The organism is Brevundimonas diminuta ATCC 11568, assembly GCF_000204035.1.
Classification (GTDB): Bacteria; Pseudomonadota; Alphaproteobacteria; order Caulobacterales; family Caulobacteraceae; genus Brevundimonas; species Brevundimonas diminuta.
The window spans coordinates 1135805-1157900 of record NZ_GL883086.1 but is presented as its reverse complement, the minus strand read 5'-3'; the positions used below and the strand labels follow the sequence as shown (position 1 = coordinate 1157900).

The 22096-nt window shown below is 67.2% G+C and carries 23 protein-coding genes; 17 read left to right on the top strand and 6 right to left on the bottom strand.

Annotated features, from left to right (window positions below; translation table 11 throughout):
• A partial coding sequence (locus BDIM_RS09495; protein ID WP_040345631.1) for an NAD(P)H-dependent flavin oxidoreductase occupies window positions 1-567 on the bottom strand: 567 nt, incomplete at its 3' end.
• A 103-nt stretch (window positions 568-670) separates the two neighbouring features.
• Here BDIM_RS09495 and parC point away from each other — a divergent pair.
• The 3 genes from parC (at window position 671) to BDIM_RS09480 (ending at window position 4588) form a co-directional block, all read left to right on the top strand.
• Window positions 671-2884, top strand: coding sequence for a DNA topoisomerase IV subunit A (parC, locus tag BDIM_RS09490; protein ID WP_003165363.1), 2214 nt, complete (start codon window positions 671-673; stop codon window positions 2882-2884).
• A 99-nt stretch (window positions 2885-2983) separates the two neighbouring features.
• The gene (locus BDIM_RS09485) at window positions 2984-3553 is read left to right on the top strand and encodes a LemA family protein (RefSeq protein WP_003165362.1); all 570 of its coding nucleotides are present in this window, start codon (window positions 2984-2986) and stop codon (window positions 3551-3553) included.
• 6 nt (window positions 3554-3559) lie between these two features.
• Window positions 3560-4588 (top strand): M48 family metallopeptidase, encoded by a 1029-nt coding sequence (locus BDIM_RS09480; RefSeq protein ID WP_003165361.1) that lies wholly within the window; start codon window positions 3560-3562, stop codon window positions 4586-4588.
• Between the two features lie 161 nt (window positions 4589-4749).
• On the opposite strand, the gene BDIM_RS09475 is transcribed toward BDIM_RS09480, so the two are convergent.
• Both BDIM_RS09475 and BDIM_RS09470 read right to left on the bottom strand, forming a co-directional pair.
• A complete protein-coding gene (locus BDIM_RS09475; protein WP_003165360.1) occupies window positions 4750-5481 on the bottom strand; it encodes an arginyltransferase in 732 nt (243 codons plus the stop codon).
• Window positions 5482-5592: 111 nt separating this feature from the next.
• A complete protein-coding gene (locus BDIM_RS09470) occupies window positions 5593-6495 on the bottom strand; it encodes a flagellar motor protein MotB (RefSeq protein WP_003165359.1) in 903 nt (300 codons plus the stop codon).
• A 128-nt stretch (window positions 6496-6623) separates the two neighbouring features.
• Between BDIM_RS09470 and BDIM_RS09465 the strand changes: the two genes are divergently transcribed.
• Window positions 6624-7130, top strand: a complete 507-nt coding sequence (locus BDIM_RS09465; protein WP_003165358.1) for a flavin reductase family protein — start codon at window positions 6624-6626, stop codon at window positions 7128-7130.
• Window positions 7131-7286: 156 nt separating this feature from the next.
• On the opposite strand, the gene hemB is transcribed toward BDIM_RS09465, so the two are convergent.
• Complete coding sequence (gene hemB, locus BDIM_RS09460) at window positions 7287-8288, bottom strand: porphobilinogen synthase (RefSeq protein WP_003165357.1); 1002 nt, start codon at window positions 8286-8288, stop codon at window positions 7287-7289.
• Between the two features lie 153 nt (window positions 8289-8441).
• Between hemB and BDIM_RS09455 the strand changes: the two genes are divergently transcribed.
• The 12 genes from BDIM_RS09455 (at window position 8442) to argC (ending at window position 18871) form a co-directional block, all read left to right on the top strand.
• Window positions 8442-9581, top strand: a complete 1140-nt coding sequence (locus BDIM_RS09455) for an isobutyryl-CoA dehydrogenase (RefSeq protein WP_003165356.1) — start codon at window positions 8442-8444, stop codon at window positions 9579-9581.
• Entirely contained in the window at window positions 9578-10159 is a 582-nt protein-coding gene (locus tag BDIM_RS09450) for a hypothetical protein (RefSeq protein ID WP_003165355.1), read from the top strand. Before BDIM_RS09455 ends, BDIM_RS09450 begins: the two co-directional genes overlap by 4 nt.
• A gap of 34 nt (window positions 10160-10193) precedes the next feature.
• Entirely contained in the window at window positions 10194-11246 is a 1053-nt protein-coding gene (locus BDIM_RS09445) for an enoyl-CoA hydratase/isomerase family protein (protein ID WP_003165354.1), read from the top strand.
• A 51-nt stretch (window positions 11247-11297) separates the two neighbouring features.
• Complete coding sequence (locus BDIM_RS09440) at window positions 11298-12668, top strand: class II 3-deoxy-7-phosphoheptulonate synthase (protein WP_003165353.1); 1371 nt, start codon at window positions 11298-11300, stop codon at window positions 12666-12668.
• On the top strand, window positions 12665-13231 hold the full coding sequence (locus BDIM_RS09435) for a prephenate dehydratase domain-containing protein (protein WP_003165352.1): 567 nt from the start codon (window positions 12665-12667) through the stop codon (window positions 13229-13231). The genes BDIM_RS09440 and BDIM_RS09435 overlap by 4 nt, the downstream gene beginning before the upstream one ends.
• Window positions 13232-13540: 309 nt before the next feature.
• A complete protein-coding gene (locus tag BDIM_RS09430) occupies window positions 13541-14302 on the top strand; it encodes a chorismate mutase (protein ID WP_003165351.1) in 762 nt (253 codons plus the stop codon).
• A gap of 86 nt (window positions 14303-14388) precedes the next feature.
• Window positions 14389-14997, top strand: coding sequence for an SPOR domain-containing protein (locus tag BDIM_RS09425; protein ID WP_003165350.1), 609 nt, complete (start codon window positions 14389-14391; stop codon window positions 14995-14997).
• A 120-nt stretch (window positions 14998-15117) separates the two neighbouring features.
• Window positions 15118-15951 (top strand): division plane positioning ATPase MipZ, encoded by an 834-nt coding sequence (locus tag BDIM_RS09420; protein WP_003165349.1) that lies wholly within the window; start codon window positions 15118-15120, stop codon window positions 15949-15951.
• Between the two features lie 7 nt (window positions 15952-15958).
• Entirely contained in the window at window positions 15959-16390 is a 432-nt protein-coding gene (locus BDIM_RS09415) for a J domain-containing protein (protein WP_003165348.1), read from the top strand.
• A 342-nt stretch (window positions 16391-16732) separates the two neighbouring features.
• Complete coding sequence (rplM, locus tag BDIM_RS09410) at window positions 16733-17206, top strand: 50S ribosomal protein L13 (protein WP_172575532.1); 474 nt, start codon at window positions 16733-16735, stop codon at window positions 17204-17206.
• A gap of 2 nt (window positions 17207-17208) precedes the next feature.
• Entirely contained in the window at window positions 17209-17697 is a 489-nt protein-coding gene (gene rpsI, locus BDIM_RS09405; RefSeq protein ID WP_003165345.1) for a 30S ribosomal protein S9, read from the top strand.
• Between the two features lie 238 nt (window positions 17698-17935).
• Window positions 17936-18871, top strand: a complete 936-nt coding sequence (gene argC, locus BDIM_RS09400; protein WP_003165344.1) for an N-acetyl-gamma-glutamyl-phosphate reductase — start codon at window positions 17936-17938, stop codon at window positions 18869-18871.
• Between the two features lie 128 nt (window positions 18872-18999).
• Here the strand turns inward: argC and BDIM_RS09395 are convergent, their stop codons facing one another.
• Both BDIM_RS09395 and phaC read right to left on the bottom strand, forming a co-directional pair.
• Window positions 19000-19377, bottom strand: a complete 378-nt coding sequence (locus tag BDIM_RS09395; protein WP_003165343.1) for a hypothetical protein — start codon at window positions 19375-19377, stop codon at window positions 19000-19002.
• Window positions 19374-21353, bottom strand: a complete 1980-nt coding sequence (gene phaC / locus BDIM_RS09390) for a class I poly(R)-hydroxyalkanoic acid synthase (RefSeq protein WP_003165342.1) — start codon at window positions 21351-21353, stop codon at window positions 19374-19376. The genes BDIM_RS09395 and phaC overlap by 4 nt, the downstream gene beginning before the upstream one ends.
• Before the next feature lie 64 nt (window positions 21354-21417).
• Here phaC and BDIM_RS09385 point away from each other — a divergent pair, with 64 nt between their 5' ends.
• On the top strand, window positions 21418-21885 hold the full coding sequence (locus BDIM_RS09385) for a hypothetical protein (RefSeq protein WP_003165341.1): 468 nt from the start codon (window positions 21418-21420) through the stop codon (window positions 21883-21885).
• Window positions 21886-22096: the final 211 nt, after the last annotated feature.

Here is a 22096-nt window from a genome sequence, read left to right as displayed (position 1 = left end):
CGGGTCGAAGACGCCGCGGTGGCCGCCCGCCTCGACCCCTTGGGCGATCACCATGTCGAACCCGGCGGCGACGGCGGCGCGGCCTTCCTCGGGCGTGGTGGCGCTGGCGATCAGGACGCAGCCCGCCGCCTTCAGCGCCGCGATCTGATCGGCGCGCGGCAGGCCGAAATGGACGCTGACCACGGCGGGCTTTTCCTCGATCAGAACGGCCAGCTTGGCGTCGTCGGTCAGGAAGCTCTGGTAGATGTCGTTGAGCCGCTCAGGCGGCGCGGCGTCGAACTCGCTGAAGATCGGGCGCAGGCTGTCGATCCATGCCGCATCGCGCGCCGGATCAGCCGCAACCGGCGCATGGCAGAACAGATTGACGTTGAACGGCCGGTCGGTCAGCGCCTTCACCGCGCGGATGGCCTTGCGGCTCGCCTCGGCGTCGATGGCCCCCAAGGCGATGGAGCCCAGCGCCCCCGCGTTCGACACGGCGGCGGCCAGTTCGGCGGTCGAGGTTCCGGCCATCGGCGCCTGGATCAGGGGGAAGGACAGGCCGAGGCGGTCGGTCAGGGCGGTCTTCATCGGGGCTCCTTCGCGCGTTTCTGCACAGATAGGCGCTGACAATCCCGGCGTCAGGCCCTGGCTGCGCTAGACTTTCCTCGTCCGATCATTGATTCGAAGCCGTATGACCATCCACACCCCGACGCCCGAAGGCGGCCGCATCGTCGAAGAACCGATGGGCGATGCGCTGTCGCGCCGCTATCTGGCCTACGCTCTGTCGACCATCACCAACCGGGCGCTGCCCGACGTGCGTGACGGCTTCAAGCCGGTGCACCGGCGCATCATGTACGCCATGCATCAGATGCGGCTGAACCCGCAGGCGGCCGCGCGCAAATGCGCCAAGGTCGTCGGCGAGGTCATGGGCGGCTATCACCCGCACGGCGACGCCTCCATCTATGAGGCGCTGGTCCGCCTGGCCCAGGATTTCGCCCAGCGCTATCCGCTGGTCGACGGGCAGGGGAACTTCGGCAACATCGACGGCGATAGCGCGGCCGCCATGCGCTATACGGAGTGCAAGCTGACGCCCGCCGCAGTCCTGCTGCTGGACGGCATCGATCAGGACGCGGTCGACTTCCGTCCCACCTATGACGATCAGGACGAGGAGCCGGTGGTCCTGCCGGCGGGCTTCCCCAATCTTCTGGCCAACGGGTCGTCGGGCATCGCCGTGGGCATGGCGACCTCGATCCCGCCGCACAACGTCGGTGAATTGATCGACGCCTGCCAACTGCTGCTGGAGCAGCCGGACGCCACGACCGAAGACCTGGTCAAGATCGTGCCGGGGCCGGACTTCCCCACGGGCGGCGTCTCGGTCGAGGGCCATGCGTCCATGCTGGATGCCTATGAGACGGGCCGGGGCGGGGTGCGCCTGCGCGCCGCCTGGGACACCGAGGATCTGGGCCGTGGCGTCTGGCGCATCGTCGTCACCGAGATTCCCTATCAGGTGCAGAAGTCCAAGCTGATCGAACAGCTGGCCGACCTGATCGAGAACAAGAAGGCGCCGCTGCTGGCCGACGTCCGCGATGAGTCGGCCGAGGACATCCGCCTGATCCTGGAGCCCAAGTCCCGGACGGTAGAACCTGAAGTCCTTATGGAAAGCCTGTTCAAGCTTTCCGATCTGGAGACGCGCTTCCCCATCAACATGAACGTGCTGGACGCCACCGGCACGCCGCGCGTCATGGGCCTGAAGGACTGTCTGCGGGCCTTCCTGGATCACCGCCGCGTGGTGCTGAACCGCCGCAGCCAGTGGCGCATCGCCCGCGTCGAAAAGCGCCTGCACCTGTTGGAAGGCCTGCGCATCGTCTTCCTGAATCTGGACGAGGTCATCCGCATCGTCCGCGAGGAAGAACAGCCCAAGGCGGCGCTGATCGCGACCTTCGGACTGAGCGAGCTTCAGGCCGACTTCATTCTCGACACCCGTCTGCGTCAGCTGGCCCGTCTCGAAGAGATGACGATCGAGAAGGAATTCAAGGAGCTGTCGGAAGAACTTGCGGCGTTGCAGGCGCTGACATCTTCGGAGACCAAACAGTGGAAGGCCATCGGCAAGGAACTGGAGGCCGTGCGCAAGGCCCTGGTCTCGCCGCGCCGGACCGTGATCGGCGACGCTGTCGACGCCTCGGCCTTCGTGGCGCCGGAAGCCTTCATTCCGCGCGAAGCGATCACCGTCATCCTGTCGGATCGCGGCTGGATCCGCGCCGCCAAGGGCAAGGTCGACGACCCCTCCGAGCTGAAGTTCAAGGAAGGCGACAAGCTGGGCTTCCTGGTCCCCGCCTATACGACGGACAAGCTGCTGGTCGGGGCGTCGGACGGGCGCATCTTCACCATCGGCGCCGACAAGCTGGCCTCCGGGCGCGGCCACGGCGAACCGTTGCGCCTGATGATCGATCTGGACGAGAAGGCTGAGATCATCAATGTCGTGGCGCATGAACCCGATGCGAAGCTGCTGATCGCGTCCAAGGCCGGTTACGGCTTCGTCGCGCCCGAGAACGACCTTCTGGCCCAGAAGCGCGGCGGCAAGCAGGTGTTGAACGGCGAGATGCTGGCCATGTTGCGCATCCCCAGCCAACCGCAGGCCGACCACGTCGCCGTCATCGGCGAGAACATCAAGACGCTGATCTTCCCCCTGGCCGAGCTGCCCGAAATGGGCCGGGGCAAGGGCGTGAAGCTGCAGAACTACAAGCAGGGCGGTCTGGCCGATGTGACGGTGTTCAACGCCGAGGCGGGGCCGGAATGGGCCGACGGCGGCGGTCGTCGCCGCAACTGGCCCGATTGGAAAGACTGGCTAGGCAAGCGCGCCGGGGCCGGTCGCCAAGGCCCGCGCGGTCTGCGCAAGTTCCGCTAGAACCGCCTTTCTCCCAGCGGGAGAAGGGTGACGGCGAATTCATTGGGTGTGAAGACGGGGCTCCCCCATATTCACGCCTGATCTTTCGGAGGAGGCTCAATGATCACCTGGATCATCATCGGCGTGATCGTCGTCATTCTGCTGTTCGTCGTGGTCGGCGCGTACAACAGGCTGGTGAAGCTGGATCAGACGGCGAATCAGTCGTTCGCGGACATCGACGTGCAGCTGAAGCAGCGCCAGGACTTGATTCCCAATCTGGTCGAGACGGTGAAGGGCTACGCCACGCATGAGCGCGGCACTCTGGACGCCGTGACCCAGGCGCGCGCCGCCGCTGCGGGCGCTCGCACCATCGATGAGAAGGTGCAGGCCGAGAATATGCTGACCGCGACGCTGGGCCGCCTGTTCGCCGTGTCCGAGGCCTATCCGGACCTGAAGGCCAACGCCAACTTCCAGCAGCTGCAGATGGACCTGTCCGACATCGAGAACAAGCTGGCCGCCGCGCGCCGCTTCTTCAACAACGCGGTCAGCGAGTTCAACGCCGTGCGCCGCCAGTTCCCGACCGTCCTGTTCGCCGGGATGTTCGGCTTCGGCGCGGACAAGCCCTTCTTCGACGTGGGCGAGGGCGAACGCGCCGCCCTGAACGCCGCCCCGCCGACGGTGAAGTTCTAAGCCCCAATGGCGGTTTTCGGTCAGGCCGTCGGCCTCAAGACCCACATCTGGCGGAACAATACCCGGTCGGCGATCCTGCTGGCCGGGTTCCCGGTGCTGCTGGTCGGCATATTGTTCGGCGTCCAGGTGCTGATGATGGGGTTCGGCCTGCTGCCCAACTCGGGCGGCGACCTGGGGCAGGATCTGGCGCTGGCGGCGTCCATGCTGGGCTGGACCGTGCCCTTCGCCGCCGTCGCGGCGGCGATCTGGTTCGTCATCGCCTATTTCGGCAATCAGATGATGATCGACGTCATGACCGGCGCGCGAAAGGTCGAGCGCCGGGTCGAGCCGGACCTCTATAATCTGCTGGAGAACCTGGCGATCTCGCGCGGGATGAAGACGCCAGCCTTGCGCATCATCGAAAGCCCGTCGCTGAACGCCTATGCGTCCGGCCTGCACGAGGGGAACTACAGCGTCACCGTCACGCGCGGCCTGATGCAGGCCCTGAACCGCGACGAGATGGAGTGCGTCCTGGCGCACGAACTGACCCACGTCATCAACAAGGACGTGCGGACCATGGTGATCGCCTCGATCTTCGCAGGGATCATCAGCGTGGTGGCCGAACTGGTGTTCCGCAGCCTGTTCTATATGCGCGGCGGGCGAGGGCGGGACAACAAGAACGCCATGCCCTTGATCCTGATCGGCCTGGCCATCGGCGTCATCGGCTTCGGCCTGGCCGCCGTCATCCGCATGACCCTGTCGCGGACGCGCGAGTATGTGGCCGACGCCGGGGCGGTGGAGCTGACCAAGAATCCGGACGCGATGATCTCGGCGCTGAGGAAGGTGTCGGCCCAGTCGAAGGTCGAGGCGCCGGACGAACTGCGCGGCATGTTCCTGGACAATACGGCCGACAAGGCGGGATTCTCGGGCCTGTTCGCGACGCACCCGCCGATCGAGAAACGCATCGCGGCGCTGGTGCAGTTCGCCGGCGGTCGGGACGACGGGCCGTGGGGCGGAGCGCCTCAAGCTTCAGGTACGGCGGTGCCGACGACGTAAGTTTTCCTTCTCCCCTTGTGGGAGAAGGTGGCCCGTCAGGGCCGGATGAGGGGTCTATCCGAAATCTGAAAAAGAGGCAGGTCTGGCTAATGTCCAGCAACCCCTCATCCGTCAGGCTTCGCCTGCCACCTTCTCCCACAAGGGGAGAAGGAGAAAGGGCTTTACAGCCGCTCCCAGCCCCAGGGGCGCAGAGCTTCCAGAGGGCGGAACTCAGCCTTGTAGTCCATCTTGGGTGAGCCCTGGACCCAGTAGCCGAGGTAGACATAGGGCAGGCCCACGGTCTCGGCCTGATGCAGGTGGTCGAGGATGGCGAAGCGGCCCAGGCTGCGGCGCTCTAGGTCCGGATCGAAGAAGCTGTAGACCATCGACAGGCCGTCATGCAGCAGATCGGTCAGGCAGACGCCGACCAGACGGCCGGGGCCGTCATCCTCGCTGGGCAGGCGGTATTCGATCAGATGGGTGCGGACGGCCGTGTCCTCGACCATCGACACATAGTCCAGCCAGCCCATGTCGGTCATGCCGCCGCCGGGATGGCGGGCGCTCAGATAGCGGCGCAGAAGGTCGAACTGCTCCATCGTCGCCTCGGCCTCGACCAGATCGCGCGACAGGTCCGCATTGCGCGCCAGGATGCGGCGGCGCGAGCGTGAGAGTTCGAAATCCGTCACCGGAATCCGCACCGAGACGCAGGCGATGCAGGCCTCGCACGCCGGGCGGTAGGCGATGTTCTGGCTGCGGCGGAATCCGGCCTGGGTCAGGGCGTCGTTGACGTCGGCGCCGTCGCTGAACGGCAGGTTGGCGAAGACCTTGCGCTCGAACTGGCCCGGCAGATAGGGGCAGGGCGCGCTGGCGGTCATGAAGAAGCGGAGCTGGCGCGAGAAGAAGTGCTGGGTCACGGCTGTCGCTCCGTAACGGCGTCAGCGCCCGCACAGGGGCCGGATGAATAGACGCGGCTCATGTCCTGATTTGGCGCGCAACCGGCCGTTTTCGCAAGTCTTCTTCGCGTCCTAAAGGCTGGTGTCCGTGGGCAGGACCGGCGCTTCGCGCAGCAAGACGATGGCGATGCGGCGGTTTCCGGCCAGCGACGGGTCGTCGGGATACAGCGGGTCGGACCCTGCCTTACCCGCGACGGAATAGACCCGGTCGCTGCTCACGCCCGCGCTTTGCAACGTCAGGCGCGACGCGTCGGCGCGCGCCGACGACAGGGGCCAGTCGCCGGGGCTGCTGGCGCGGCTGGAACCGGCGACGGCGCTGGTGTGTCCGGTGATGGTGATGCGGTTGGGCAGCTGGTTGATGACCTTGGCCACGGCGCGCAGCAGCAATTGGGCGCGCGGATTGGGGCGCGAGGAGCCGTTCTCGAACATCGAGCGGCCTTCCTGATCCACCAGCTGGATGCGCAGGCCTTCGGGGGTCTGGTCGATGATCAGCTGCTTCGACAGTTCGGCCAGTTCCGGCATGGACTGCATGGCCTGGCGCAGGGATTCGGCGGCGCTGGCGAAGTCGGCCGCCTCGCGCCGGGCGATCTCGGCGCGCAGGGCGGCTTCGCTGGCCGAGGCCAGGTTGGAGTTCTGACCCGCTTCCTGCGGGGCGTCGGGGGCCTCGGGCGCCAGTTGTTCGATGACGGCGTTGGAGCCGGCGCCCTTGGCCCCTTCGGAATCGCCTAGCGAGGTGCCGCCCAGGATGCCGCCGGAGCCCGAGGTCGAGGCCGAGACGTTGGCCGGGGCGAAATATTCGGCGATGCCGCGCTTCTGCTCCGGATCGGTCGTGTTGATCAGCCACATCAGCAGGAAGAAGGCCATCATGGCCGTGACGAAGTCGGCGTAGGCCACCTTCCACGCGCCGCCGTGGTGGCCGTGTCCGGCAACCTTCTTCACCTTCTTGATCAGGATCGGGCGATCGTTCAGCGCCATGGGGCGGGTCCGTCTTAACCGTGTTCGTTCGCCCTAAATCCCATGCGGGGCTTAAGAAGCGGTTGCGGTGAGATGCGACGGCGCGCCGCGCCCTTGCCGATGCGGGCTTCACGGCCTAGCTGAGGGCCATGTCCGACGCGTCCGCTTCCCCTGCCGCCGATTTCGACCCTCGCGCCTATCGCCGGGCGCTGGGCGGGTTTGCGACCGGGGTATGCGTGGTCACGGCCCATACGGTCGACGGGCCTCTGGGGATCACGGTGAACAGCTTCACCTCAGTGTCGCTGGATCCGCCGCTGGTGCTGTGGTGCATGGACGTCAAGTCCGACCGCCACGACGCCTTCGCCGGGGCGGATCGCTTCGCCGTCCATATGCTGCCGGTCGAGGACCAGGCCATGTCCGACCGCTTCGCCTGGGGCGTTTGCCGCCTGTCGGACGACGAGTTCGCGGTGGACGACCCCGAGCCGCCGCGTCTGCTGAACGCGGTGACGCGCCTGACCTGCCGGACGCACGACCGCATCGTCATGGGCGATCACCTGGTCATCGTCGGCCGGGTCGAGGCGTTCGACACCCGGCCGGGCGATGCGCTGACCTATTTCCGGGGGAAGTACGGCAAGGCCGCCGATCCGACAGCCTGAGCCTTCTCCCCTTGTGGGAGAAGGTGGGCCCGAAGGGCTCGGATGAGGGGGCTCTCCGAAATCTGAAATGAAGGGGGGCTGGCGTCGGCCGATGTCTAGCAACCCCTCATCCGTCTCGCTACGCGAGCCACCTTCTCCCGCAAGTGGAGAAGGGCTTTATCCCATCATCCGCGCGGCTTGCGGCGCGAAGTAGCTGATGACGCCGGACGCCCCCGCGCGCTTGAAGGCGTGCAGGCTTTCCAGGATGGCGCGGTCCGGATCCAGCCAGCCGTTGGCGAAGGCGGCCTGCATCATCGCGTACTCGCCGGACACCTGATAGGCGAAGGTCGGCACCTTGAACGTCTGCGACACCAGTCGGACGATATCCAGATAAGGCAGGCCCGGCTTGACGATCAGGGCGTCGGCGCCCTCCGACAGGTCCATCGCCACCTCGCGCAGGGCCTCCTCGGCGTTGGCGAAGTCCATCTGATAGGTCTTCTTGTCGCCGGTCAGCGACTTGGACGAGCCGACCGCGTCGCGATACGGGCCATAGAAGGCCGAGGCGTATTTGGCCGCATAGCTGATGATCAGCGTGTCGCTGAGGCCATTGGCCTCCAGCGCCTCGCGGATGGCCTGGACGCGGCCGTCCATCATGTCGGACGGGGCCACGGCGTCGGCGCCCGCGTGGGCGTGGATGAAGGCCTGTTCCGCCAGCCGCTCCAGCGTCGGATCGTTGACGATGCGGCCGTCTTCCAGAACGCCGTCGTGGCCGTGGTCGGTGTAGCAATCCAGCGCCACGTCGGTCATGACGCCGATCTCGGGCGCGGCGTCCTTGATGGCGCGGATGCAGTCGGGGATCAGGCCGTCCGGGTCGGTGGCGGCGGCGCCCACATTGTCCTTCAGCCCATCGTTCACGTTCGGGAACAAGGCGACCATCGGAATGCCCAGATCGCGCGCCTCGACGGCGGCCTTGGCGGCTTCCTTGGGCGACAGGCGGAAGACGCCCGGCATGGAGGCGACCGGCTGGCGGTCCTCGTCGCCGTCATGGACGATCAGCGGCCAGATCAGGTCGGCCGGCGTCAGGGTCGTCTCGGCGACCAGACGACGCACCCAGGGCTGCGAACGCAGGCGACGCGGGCGGGCGTAGGGGAAGGCGGCGGGCTGGAAGGGCATGGTCATGCGCGCGGCTTAAAACAAAGCGCGGGGAGAGGCAAAAGGCGAACTGTCCACCCGTGCCATCCCTCGGCGGGGACGGGGTGACGCGCGCTCCGCCAGCGTTTAGAAGCGCCCCGAACGCCCCGTCAGAGGGCAGGCTGCAATGCGGGAGCTTTCATGGACTTCGCCCTCACCGACGATCAACGCGCCATTCAGGACGCGGCCCGCGCCTTCGCCGAGGCCGAACTGGCTCCGCACTCGGCCCGCTGGGACGAAGACAAGCATTTCCCGGTCGACGTGCTGAAGGCCGCCGCTGAGATGGGCTTCGCCGGCATCTATACGGGCGAGGAACACGGCGGCATGGGTCTGGGCCGGGTCGAGGCGGCGGTGATCTTTGAGGAGCTGTCGCGCGGGGACGTGGCGACGGCGGCCTTCATCTCGATCCACAACATGGCGACGTGGATGATCGACAGCTTCGGCTCGGCCGAGCTGCGGGCGCGCTTCGTGCCGTCGCTGGTCGGGATGGAGAAGATCGCCAGCTACTGCCTGACCGAGCCGGGCTCGGGCTCGGACGCGGCGGCGCTGCGGACGACGGCGGTGCGCGACGGCGACCACTATGTGCTGAACGGGGCCAAGGCCTTCATCTCGGGCGCCGGGACGTCGGACGTCTACGTCGTCATGGTCCGCACGGGCGGCGAGGGGCCCAAGGGCATCTCGACCATCGTGGTCGAGGCGGGGACGCCCGGCCTGTCGTTCGGCGCCAATGAGAAGAAGATGGGCTGGAACGCCCAGCCGACCGCCGTGGTCAGCTTCGACGACTGCCGGGTGCCGGTCGCCAACCTTGTGGGCGAGGAAGGCGCGGGCTTCAAATACGCCATGGCCGGTCTGGACGGCGGGCGCCTGAACATCGCCGCCTGCTCGCTGGGCGGGGCGCGTCTGGCGCTGGAGACGGCCCAGGAATACGTCGCCGGCCGCAAGCAGTTCGGCCAGGCCATCGGCCAGTTCCAGAACACCCAGTTCGAGCTGGCGGACATGGCGACGGACCTTGAGGCCGCCCGCCTGATGGTGCTGCGCGGCGCCTGGGCCATCGATACCGGCCACCCGGAAAAGACCAAATGGTGCGCCATGGCCAAGCGCCTGACGACCGACGCCTGTTTCCAGATCGCCGATCAGGCGCTGCAACTGCACGGCGGCTACGGCTATCTGAAGGACTACCCGCTGGAGCGGATCGTGCGCGACCTGCGCGTTCATCGGATCCTGGAAGGCACGAACGAGATCATGCGCGTGATCGTGGCGCGCGAGCTGGCGCGGGGATGACGGCCGAGCCCGTCGAGGCGTTCGCAGAGCCCGCCATGGCGGTGGCTCCGACCAATGCAGCGGCGGCTGGCCGCGATCGCGAGGCGCTATGGGCCGTCTGGCGGCGTTTAACGACGGAGTTCCGCTTCGTGCGTCTGGTCCGCCATCTCGTCGGCTCCCGGTCGGGCTGGGGCCTGTATGAGGTGGATGTCGTCTCGACGCTGAAGGCCACGCCGATGGGCGTCAGCGCGGGAGCGATACTGGCTGATCTGGATGCGTCCCAGCTGACGGCTCTGGCGGGGATCGCTCGGATCAATGCGGCGCGGAATGACGCCCTGTGGAAGATGGCGGCGCTGTTCTATGTCTCGGGTCCGGTGACGGCGATCTTGGCTGGTTTCCAGGTCGCGCCAGAGTTCACGCGCATGATCATGGTCGGGGGCGGGTTCGGCTTTGCCTTGATCATCGTCGGCGTGTCGGCCAGCCTGCTTGGCTATTATACGATCAACTGGCGGGCGGGGCAGGTGGCGGCCCTGATCGAGCTGGAGTTGATCGAACGTGGACAGGCCCTCGCCGTCCCGGATCATTCAACCGCTGAATAGTCGCTTGTCGCGGCGCTCCGCCCTGGAGGAAGTCTTGTCTGAATCTGAAGTCATCACCCGCATCGAAAATGGTGTCGGCCGCATCACCCTGAACCGGCCCAAGGCGATCCACGCCCTGAACCGGGCCATGTGCGAGTCGATGATCGAGGCCCTGCTGGCCTGGCGCGGGGACGACGCGGTTCGGTCGGTGTTGATCGACCATGCGGGCGAGCGCGGCTTCTGCGCGGGCGGCGACATCCGCATGATCGCCGAGAGCGGGGCAGGGGATGCGTCCGAGGCCAAGGCCTTCTTCAAGGCCGAGTATCAGTTGAACCATCTGATGTTCGTCTATCCCAAGCCGATCACGGCGGTGGTCGACGGCATCGTCATGGGCGGCGGCGTGGGCATCAGCGAGCCCGCCGACGTCCGTATCGCCACCGAGCGCACCACCTACGCCATGCCGGAGACGGGCATCGGCCTGTTCCCCGATGTGGGCGGCGGCTGGTTCCTGCCGCGCCTGCCGGGGCAGACGGGCGTCTGGCTCGCCCTGACCGGCGCGCGGCTGAAGGCGGCGGATACGGTGGCGCTGGGCATTCATACCCATTTCGTCGCGTCCGAGGCTGTTGAGAGCCTGAAGACTGAACTGCTGGCCGCGTCCGCCGATCCGAAGGCGGTCGCCGATCGCGCCGCCGGGGACGCCGGACCGTCGCCGCTGGCGCCGCACCGTGAGGCCATCGACCGCCTGTTCGCCTTCGATACGGTGGAAGAGATCGTCGCCGCCCTTCAAGCCGACGGTTCGGAGTGGGCGCAGAAGCAGCTCGACATCCTGAAGACCAAGTCGCCGCAGTCGCTGAAGGTGTCGTTGCGCCAGATCCGCACCGGGGCGACGCTGACCGACTTCGCCGACAACATGGCGATGGAATACGCCCTGGGCGGGCGAGTGGTTCAGACGCATGACTTCCAGGAAGGCGTACGCGCCGTCATCATCGACAAGGACAACGCCCCTCAGTGGTCGCCGGCCGAGCTTTCTTCGGTTTCGGACGCCCAGATCGAGGCCCTGTTCGCACCCTTGCCCGCCGATGAGGCATGGAAACCGCTGACCGGCTGATTTCGCGCAAGCTTCATTGTTCCGGACGGGGGAAAAGCCTATCTTGCCGGCATGAGTAAGCGCTGGACCCCCGAATCCTGGAGAAACAAGCCCGTCCTGCACATGCCGACGGACTATCCGGACGCCGCCGAATTGGCGCGCGTCGAAGACGAGCTGCGCGCGATGCCGCCCCTCGTCTTTGCGGGCGAGGCGCGCAAGCTTACCGATCACCTTGCCCAGGTCGAGGCGGGCAACGCCTTCCTGCTGCAAGGCGGCGACTGCGCCGAGAGCTTCAAGGAGTTCTCGACGGACAACATCCGCGACACCTTCCGCTTGATCCTGCAGATGGCGGTGGTGCTGACCTTCGCCGGCCGCAAGCCGGTGGTGAAGGTCGGCCGTATCGCCGGTCAGTTCGCCAAGCCGCGCTCGTCCCCGGTCGAGGAAATCGGCGGGGTCGAACTGCCGTCCTATCGCGGCGACATCATCAACGGCATGGGCTTCACGCCGGAAGAGCGCACGCCCGATCCGCAGCGCCTGATCCGCGCCTATAATCAGTCGGCCTCGACGCTGAACCTGCTGCGCGCCTTCGCGGGCGGGGGGTACGCCGACCTGTACAACATCCACCGCTGGACGCTGGGCTTCGCCGACGACGGCGCGGGCGCGGCCTATCGCGAGCTGGCCGACAAGATCACCGAGGCCCTGGCCTTCATGGAGGCGGTCGGCGTCACGCCCGAGACGCATCCTGACCTGTCGCGCGTCGAGGTCTTCACCAGCCACGAAGCCCTGCTGCTGAACGTCGAGAGCGCCCTGACCCGTCTGGACGGCTCGACCGGCGAATGGTTCGACACCTCGGCCCACATGCTGTGGATCGGCGAGCGCACCCGCCAGCTGGACGGCGCCCACATCGAGTTCATGCGCGGCATCTCCAACCCTATCGGGGTCAAGTGCGGGCCGACCATGACGGCGGACGACCTGCTGCCGCTGATCGACGCCCTGAACCCGAACAATATTCCGGGCCGCCTGACGCTGATCGGCCGCTTCGGCCACGACAAGGTGGGCGACCGCCTGCCGGGTCTGATGCGGGCGGTGAAGGCGGCGGGCAAGCGCGTCATCTGGTCGATCGACCCGATGCACGGCAATACGCTGAAAGCCGGCAACGGCTACAAGACCCGGCCCTTCGATCGCGTCATGGGCGAGGTCCGCAGCTTCATCGACGTGGCCGAGGCCGAGGGCGTCCACCCCGGCGGCGTCCACCTGGAGATGACCGGCCAGAACGTCACCGAATGCATCGGCGGCGCCCAGGCGGTCACAGAAGACGACCTGTCGAGCCGTTACCACACCCACTGCGACCCGCGCCTCAACGCGGATCAGGCGCTGGAACTGGCCTTCCTGGTCGCCGAGCGCCTCAAGGCCGGGCGGCAGGCCCGGTCCGAGGCCGCATGACGGCAGAAGACGAAACGCCCGGCCGCGTCGCCTATCAGGGCGCGCCGGGCGCCTTCAGCCATGAAGCCTGCCTGGACCTGCGCCCGTGGGACGAGGCCGTCGGCTTCGAGACCTTTCAAGGCGCCATTGACGCTGTCCTGAGCGGCGACTGCCAGTGCGCTCTGATCCCCGTCGAGAACTCGACCGTCGGCGTAGTCGAGCCTGCCGCCACCCTGGTGCGGCAGGCGGGACTGGTCGCGGTCAGCGACGCCTGGCGGCCGATCCGTCTGGCCCTGCTGGGCGTGCCCGAAGCGCGCCTGTCGGACGTGAAGACGGCCGAGAGCCATCCTGTCGCCCTGCAGCAGTGCTCCAAGGCCCTGAACGAGATGAAGATCGCGGCGGTCGAGGCGTTCGACACCGGGGGCGCCGCCGCCGCCGTGGCCGAGGCGGACGACGTGAGCCGCGCCGCCGTGGCGCCGGCCCGCGCGGCCGAGGTCTATGGGTTGGTGGTTCTGCGCAACGATTTGCAGGATTTCAGCGACAACCGGACCCGTTTTGTCCTGTTCACGGCCCCTCAGGCTTGACCGCGCATAAAGTTTGCGGCTTTAAGGTCCGGTCGGATCGACCCTGATCCAGAAACCGGACCGGATTCATGTCCTCGCTGCGCGCACAAATGACCCTTGAAACCACCTCGCGCGCGGTGGCCGGCTTCTATTTTGGCTATGGCTATTACGGCTTTCGATACGCCGGCTGAGGCGTCGGGTTTCTAACCAACCCTGACTGTCTCACTGGCGACCGCTTCTCCCCAAGCGGCCATACCGCGCGTCCTTGCCTGATCTTCATCGGCGGACGCGGCTTCCTATCGAAAAAATTCATGCCGAAAGCCATCTCCCATGTCGCAATCCGCTATCCAGCAAGTCTGGCCCGCTGAAACCGTTGAATTGAGCGCCGAACAGAAGGCGCTGGCCGCCCTGCGCGCCGAAATCGACAGCCTGGACGATCAGATCCTCGAACTGTTCGAGCGCCGCCTGGCCGTCGCCGCCCAGGTGGGCAAGGCCAAGGACGCCCCCACCGGCCCCCACACCAAGCTGCGCCCCGACCGCGAACAGGCCGTCCAGGCGCGTCTGCTGAAGCAGTGCGACCCTGAGAACCGCGAGGCGGTCGAGCATCTGTGGCGCGAGATCGTCGGCTGGGGCCTGGCGCGCCAGGGCCGTCTGCAGGTCCAGGTCTGGGCCCCCATCGACCCGGCCAAGGCCGTGGACGGCGCCCGCCTGCGTTTCGGCGCCGCCGCCGACATCAAGCTGGTCCTCGACCCGCAGGCCGCCCTGGCCCATGCGGCCGAGGGCAAGGGCGTGGCCGTCCTGTCGATCAGCGGCGACGATCCCTGGTGGATCGGTCTGCGCCGCGAATGGTCGATGCTCAGCGTGTTCGACGGCTATGGCGGCGAGACGCCGACGTCTCTGGCTGTCGGCAAGATCGATCCGCCGGCCCTGCCGAAGGGCCGCCGCGTCGTGGTTACGGCGGGCGGCGATGCGGGGGACGGGTCGGGCGCGCGCCGCTGGGGCCTGAACACCCACCACGGCTGGACCCTGGCCCTGACCGACGCCGACGTGGCGCCGGGCGACGTCGAGGGCGGCGTCGGCGCCATCGGCTGACAGAGGGCCCGGCTGAGGAACAGGGTGAATCGACGTTAAGCCTGTTCCTCAACCCTGTCTCAAAATCCGTCGTTCAATATAGGGGCATGAACGCTTCCGTCCTCCTGCGTCTTGCGCCGATCTGCGTCCTTGCCGGGCTGCTGGTCGGCTGCGGCGTGGCGGAAAGCGACCCCAGCCGGTTCGAGAGCGCGGCCGAACGGATCGCGGCCATTCCCTTGTCCGCCGAGGATGCGGGCGAGGCGCCGGTCGCTGCGCCGGGTCGTCCGCGCGAGCGGGCCGCGCCGCTGAAGGTCGAGCTGATGACGCCGCATGAGCTGTGGGATGCGCGCGAGGGCCTGACCGCCAGGGTCCGCCTGGCTTCGGCGTCTGCATCGGCGCCGGCGGCTTATCCTGATCCCGAGGCTCCGCCACAGACCGTGACGGCGTCCAAGCCCGCCGTGGTCGCTGCACATCATGTGCAACTGGGCGCCTATTCCAGCGAGGACGGCGCCCGGGCGGCCTGGAGGCGACTGAACGGCGGGCCGGGCGGGGCGGTGTTGTCCGGGCTTCAGCCCGTCTATGAGGCGGTCGAGGTCGGCGGGCGTCGCCTGGTGCGGTTGAAGGTCGCCGCCTCCGCCGGACAGGCTCAGGCCCTGTGCCGCGACCTGGCGGCCTCGGACCCGTGGTGCGCCCGATCCGGCGCCGCTGCGGCCTGATCGTCCACAGGCTCAGCTTAAGGTTTCGTTGACGATTGGCCCTCGGAGGCTGATCTTGCGGCTCATGGGCGGGCGGCGGACGAAGATGAGTCGCGCCTGCTGATCACAGTGGGATTTCACATGGCGCAGCCTCAGGTCATCGTCATCGGTAATGAAAAGGGCGGGGCGGGCAAGTCCACCCTGGCCATTCACATCGTCACCGGCCTTCTGCACGCCGGACGCAAGGTCGCCATTATCGATCTGGACCTGCGCCAGCGGTCGATGGAGCGGTTCTTCGCCAACCGCGTCGCCTGGACCAAGGCCAACGGTCACGAACTGCCGCTGCCCTTCGTGCCCGACATGGGCGACGGCAAGGCCCTGCATAAGGCCGATGAGACGGAGCAGCTGGCCCGTTTCGAGGCCGCCTACGCCGAGGCGAAAGGCGTCGCGGACGTCATCGTCATCGACACCCCGGGCGGTGACACGGCCCTGTCGCGCGCCGCGCACGGCCGCGCCGATCAGATCGTCACGCCGATGAACGACAGCTTCGTCGACTTCGACCTGCTGGGCGAGGTCGACCCTGTGACCTTGGATCTGGTCAAGCCGTCCATCTATTCCGAAAGCGTCTGGGAGGCGCGCAAGCATCGCGCCATCACCGAGGGCCGTCAGGTGACGATCGACTGGATCGTCGTCACCAACCGTCTGGCCGTCGCCGAGGCGCGCAACCGTCGTCGTCTGGCCTCGCGCATGGCCAAGCTGGCCAAACGGGTCGGTTTCCGCGTCGGGCCGGGCCTGCGCGACCGGGTCATCTATCGCGAACTCTTCCCCTTCGGCCTGACGGTGGCGGACCTGTCGAACGACATCCGCCCGGTGTCGGTGTCCCTGGCCCACGTCGCCGCGCGTCAGGAGATGCGCAACCTGATGCAGGCCCTGGGTCTGGACGACGCCATCGCCGCCATGGACGCGGCGGCCTGATCGCTTCATGGGCCTGATCTGGTTGGGTCTGGCCGCCGTGGCCCTGTGGGCCATGGTGCGTCTGGGCCGCCAGACTGAACGCGCCCGGCGCGGCCACTGGCGCATCTCCGCCACTATATTGAGCGCCGCCCTGCTGGCCGGGGCGGTGTTCGCCGCCGCGCGTGGTGCATGGCTGATCGCGGGCGGCATGGCGTCTGCGGGCGTCTGGCTGGCCGTGCAGTCGCGCATCCGGCCTGTAGCGGGCAGGGTGGCTCAACCCGCCGAGCCCATGAGCAAGGCCGAGGCGCGCTCTATTCTGGGCGTCGGGGCTGATGCGGACGCCCAGACGATTCACGTCGCCTGGCGTCGGCTGATGGCGCGCGCGCACCCGGATCAGGGCGGAACCGAGGGCCTGGCCGCCCGCGTCAACGCCGCGCGCGATCGGCTGCTGAAAGGGTAATGCACTTTCTCCCTCCCCTTCATGGGGAGGGTGGCGCGCAGCGCCGGGTGGGGAGGGCTGCTGGATGCTTCTTTGGCGTTCTGAATAGTCTTACCACCCCACCCGGTTTCGCCCTGCGGGCTCAACCACCCTCCCCATGAAGGGGAGGGAGAGGCATGGCGCGCATTTCGAAGTTAGGTATTTTAATACCTCATTTAAAATATTGAATAAAATCAATCACTTGCATCAAAATCACTGTCGCAACCGACATTGACCTTCGGCGCGTGACCCTCTATCACCCCGGCCTCCGCCCGATCCATCTGGTTCGGGCCGCGTTTTTCGTCTTCCAGGACCCTCATCATGCTGAAGAGCACCACGGCTTCGCTGAAGCCGGCCGAGGTCGAGAAGAAGTGGATCCACATCGACGCCGAAGGCGTCGTCGTGGGCCGCCTCGCGACCTTCATCGCCAACCGCCTGCGCGGCAAGCACCTGCCGACCTACACCCCGCACGTTGACTGCGGCGACTACGTCGTCGTCACCAACGTCGACAAGGTGGTGTTCACCGGCAAGAAGACCACGGACAAGGTCTACTATCGCCACACCGGCCACCCGGGCGGCATCAAGGAAACCACCCCAGAGAAGGTTCTGGGCGGACGTTTCCCCGAGCGCGTGCTCGAGAAGGCCGTTGAGCGCATGCTGCCCAAGGAGTCGCCGCTGGCTCGCAAACAGATGACCCACCTGCGCCTGTTCGCCGGCGCGGCTCACGAACACGAAGCCCAACAGCCCACGACCATCGACTTCAAGTCGATGTCGTCCAAGAACACCCGGAGCGCCTGAGCATGACCGACGTGACTCAAGACACCGCCGCCGGCTTTGACGCCCTGAAGGGCCTGGGCACCGCCGCCGCCGAGGAAATCGTCCGCGAGCCGAAGATCGACGCCCTGGGCCGTTCGTACTCGACCGGCAAGCGCAAGAACGCCATCGCCCGCGTGTGGGTGAAGCGCGGCACCGGCAAGATCACCGTCAACGGCAAGGACGTGGCGGCTTACTTCGCCCGTCCGGTGCTGCAGATGATGGTCGCCCAGCCGCTGACCGTCTCGGACCGCGCCACGCAATACGACGTGATCTGCACCGTCGAAGGTTCGGGCCTGTCGGGCCAGGCCGGCGCTATCCGCCACGGCCTGTCGCACGCCCTGACCCACTACGAGCCGGAACTGCGCAAGGTTCTGAAGCCGCACGGCTTCCTGACCCGCGACAGCCGCGTCGTCGAGCGTAAGAAGTACGGCCGCGCCAAGGCTCGCCGCAGCTTCCAGTTCTCGAAGCGCTAATCGCCGAACCCGGCGATGGGTTTACGAAGGGGCGCTTCGAGGCAACTCGAAGCGTCTTTTCTTTTGTCCTTCTCCCCTTGTGGGAGAAGGTGGCGGCCGAAGGCCGACGGATGAGGGGTTTCTCAATCGTCAAAGTCGTTGCCTGAAGATCGCCAGAATGTCGCCTCAGTGCGACCCCTCATCCGACCCGCTGCGCGGGCCACCTTCTCCCACAAGGGGAGAAGGGCAGGAGATGCGAATGACCCACACTATCTTCATCGACGGCGAGGCCGGAACCACGGGGCTGGAAATTCGCGAGCGTCTGGAGGCGCGCGGCGATCTGGAGCTGATGCTGCTGGGCGACCGCCGACGCGATGTCGAGGCGCGGCGAGAGGCGCTGAACAGCGCCGATGCGGTCATCCTGTGCCTGCCGGACGATGCGGCTAAGGAAGCCGTGTCAATGATCGAGAATCCGGCGGTGCGGGTCATCGACGCCTCGACCGCCTATCGTGTGGCGGACGGCTGGACCTATGGCTTCGCCGAGATGGATACGGGCCAGCGTGCGGCCATCGCCGCCTCGACGCGGGTGTCGAACCCCGGCTGCTATCCGACCGGCTTCATCGGCCTGATGCGGCCGCTGGTGAAGGCGGGGCTGGTCCCGGCCGACTGGCCCGTCACGATCAATGCGGTGTCCGGCTATTCCGGCGGCGGCAAGGCCATGATCGCCGAGTTCGAGGCCGAGGGGGCGTCGACCGCCTTCCGCGCCTATGGCCTGACGCTGAAGCACAAGCATGTGCCGGAAATGACCAAGCACGCGGGACTGTCGCGCCCGGTGTTGTTCTCGCCCGCCGTGGGGAACTATCGCCAGGGGATGCTGGTCGAGGTTCCGCTGCACCTGTCGGCCCTGCCGGAGACGCCCTCGGTCGAGCGGCTGCACGGCGCCCTGGTCGAGGCCTATGAGGGCCAGCATTTCGTCGAGGTCGCCGAGATCGACGAGACCGAGGCCATGACCGGCATCGAGCCCGAGGGCCTGAACGGCACCAACCGGATGCGCCTGCACGTCTTCGGCGACCGCGGGGGTGAACAGGCGCGTCTGGTCGCCCTGCTGGACAATCTGGGCAAGGGCGCCTCGGGCGCGGCGGTCCAGAACCTCAACATCATGCTGGGTCTGGACGAGGCGACCGGCCTCAGCTGACGCCTTATTCTGCCGTCATTCTCGGGCTTGCCCCGAGAATCCAGACATGCCGAGGTCAAGGATGAGCATCTGCATTCCACGTCGAGGGTCTGGATCCCCGGCACAGGGCCGGGGATGACGGTAGGGCGCTATTGAGCCCGCGACGCCTTGATCGCTGACTCCACCGTTCCGGCGAAGAAGACGGCGGCGATGATGATCAGCAGTCCGTAATCGTGGCCGGGGAAGATCAGAGGCACGCCTGCCGCCAGGATGATCAGCGCGGGAAACAGGCTGGCCCAGACGGCGGTTGATGCAGCCTGCGGATGGATCATCGGCGGGCGCACCCAACCCATTTTCCGGCGCATGACGGCGTTCATGGGCACGAAAGCGACCGGCACGATCAGCGCGATCATCACATACTTCACTAACTGTCCCGGCGCGCCGAACAGGGTCGCGGTGGCGATCAGCAGGATCAGCGGAATGGCCGTGGCGACGGCCAGCAGCAGGTTGGGCTCGATACGCTTCAAGACTTCACTTTCACATAGGCGCCGGGCGCCGGTTCGATGGGTTTCAGCGGCCCAGCCTTGGGATCGCGCGCGGCGATCTTCTCGCCGGACTTGGCGCCCAGCCAATCGGCCCAGTGCGCCCACCAGCTGCCCGGATGCTGTTCCGCTTTCGCTTGCCATTCCTGGAGCGTTTCGGGAAGGGCGGCGTTGACCCAGTGCTGATATTTCTGGGCGGAGGGCGGATTGATGACCCCGGCGATGTGGCCCGATCCGGCCAGCGTATAGGTCACGGGCCCGCCGAACAGCCGCGCCGAGCGATAGACCGAATTCATCGGCGCGATGTGGTCCTCGCGGCTGGCCTGGAAATAGAGGGGGATGCGGACCTTGGACAGGTCGATGCGCTCGCCGTCGATCTCCAGCTCGCCCTTGGCCAGGGCGTTCTGGCCGTACATCAGGCGCAGGTATTGCAGGTGCAGCCGCTTGGGCATCCGCGTCTGGTCGGCGTTCCACGCCAACAGGTCGAAGGCGGGCGGCGCCTTGCCCATCAGATAGTTGGACACGAAGAAGGACCAGATCAGGTCGTTGGCGCGCAGGGCGTTGAAGGTGTCGGCCATCGCCGTGCCGGGCAGGACGCCGCCCGCCTCGTCCATCAGCCGCTCGATCTCGGCCAGCCAGTGCTCGTCGGTGAACAGCAGCAGGTCGCCCGCCTCGGCGAAGTCGTGCTGGGCGGCGAAGAAGGTGGCGGAGGCGACGCGGTCGTCGCCCTTGGCCGCCATGTGCGCCAGGCTGGCGCCCAGCATGGTGCCGCCGATGCAGTAGCCGACGGCGTTCACATGCGTCTGGCCGGTCTGCTCCAACGTCTTTTCGACAGCGCGATAGACGCCCTTCTTCATGTAGTCGTCGAGGCCGAACTCCGCCTTGTCGCGGTCCGGATTGACCCATGAGCAGACGAAGACGGTGAAGCCCTGCGCGCTCAGCCAGCGGATCAGCGAGTTCGCCGGCTGCAGGTCCATGATGTAGAATTTGTTGATCCACGGCGGGAAGATCAGCAGCGGGACGGCATGCTGCTGTTCCGTCGCGGCGTCATACTGGATCAGCTCGAACAGTTCGTCGCGCCAGACCACCTGACCCGGCGCCGTGGCGACGTTCTCGCCCAGAACAAAGCGGCCATAGTCGGCCTGGCTGATCTTCAGCGACCCGGCGCCGCGCTCCAGATCGGCGGCGAAGTTCTGCATCCCGCGCACCAGGGATTCGCCGCTGGTCTCGGCCAGGGCCTTCAGCGCCACGGGGTTCGACGCCAGGAAGTTGGCGGGCGAGAAGGCGTCGGTCAGCAGGCGGGTGAAGAACTCCGCCCGGCGTTTCACGCGCGGGTCCACGTCCTCGACGCTGGAGACCAGACCGTTCATCCAGTCCGAGGTGGCCAGATAGGACTGGCGCATCATGTCGAACATGGGGTTCTCGGACCAGGCCGGATCGCGGAACCGCTTGTCGGACGGGGCGGGGCTGTCGACCGTCTCGCCCATGGCGCGCCGCGTGGTGGTCGACCACAGCTCCATGTAGCGGCCGAACAGGTCGGCCTGGGCCTGGAACAGCTTTTCGGGGCGGGCGGCCAGGCTGGTCATGACGGAAGACATGGCCGGGGCCACGTTGAACGGATCCGGCGACAGGGCGGCGGGGCGGTCGGCCTGTGACAGGGCCGCCTCGGCCACCGCCGTCTGGGCCATCATCGCCGCCTTGGCCAGGTTCAGCGACAGGGTCTCGAGCTGCTGGCGCTGTTCGGCGCTGAAGGCCATGAAGTCGGGCGCGGCGTTCGGCGTTTCGGGCGGCGGGGCAGGGGCCTCGGCTGCGGGTTTTTCAGGCGCGGCGGCCTTCATTTCTTCCACAGGGGCGGGCTTCTTGGCGGCGCGCGGCTTGGCCGAGGTGGGGCGTCCGGACTTGCGCGGCGCGGCGGGCGCATCCGGCGTGGCGGACGGGGTCTTGGTCGGGCGCTTGGCCATGGGCGCGGAACCTCCGATGGGGGCGCGCGACGCGCACGCCTTCCTCCCGGCGCGATGATGGCATATGTCGTTGCAGGAAATGAACGTGCTGATGCTGAAAAAGACAGGTCTGGCGGCAATGCTGGGCGGAGCCGCGCTGCTGAGCGGCTGCGTCAGCGCCTTCGCGCCTCAAACCGACCCGACCTCGCCCCTGGCGCCGCGCGTGCAGCAACTGGTGGACGAGAACCGCCAGTATCCGCGCTGGGCGGACTTTCCGCGCTCCAGCCAGCCCTTGCCGGGGCCGGAACAGATCGCCGGCCGCGTCGCCACCCTGCAGGAGCGCAGCGTCGCCTTGGGCGCCGAGGTCGCGCGCATCGAGTGGACGTTGAACGAAGACCCGGCCGTCTTCGCCGAATCGATCAACCGCCGCATCGACGCCAGCCAGATGTCGCCTGAAACGGCGCGCACGGCGGAAGAGGTCGAGGCCTACGCCGAGGCGTTGCGTCAGCGCGCCAAGGCGCCGCCTCCCATCGACCGGCCGCGTCCGCAATAGTCGTGGCGGCGGCCCAAGGTCGCCGTTTGGCTTTCGTCGCCCGTCTTGGCGAATCCGGCGATCCTGCCGCTCCGGCCGCGTTTCGCCGACCTGAGTGCGAGGAGCCGTCATGGCCCATGTCCCGTCTGAACCCTTTTGCCGTCTCGGCGGCGTGCGCTGATGGCTGACGGCGCCGTCTCGCCCGCCTTCCTCGACGTATCCCGATCCCTGT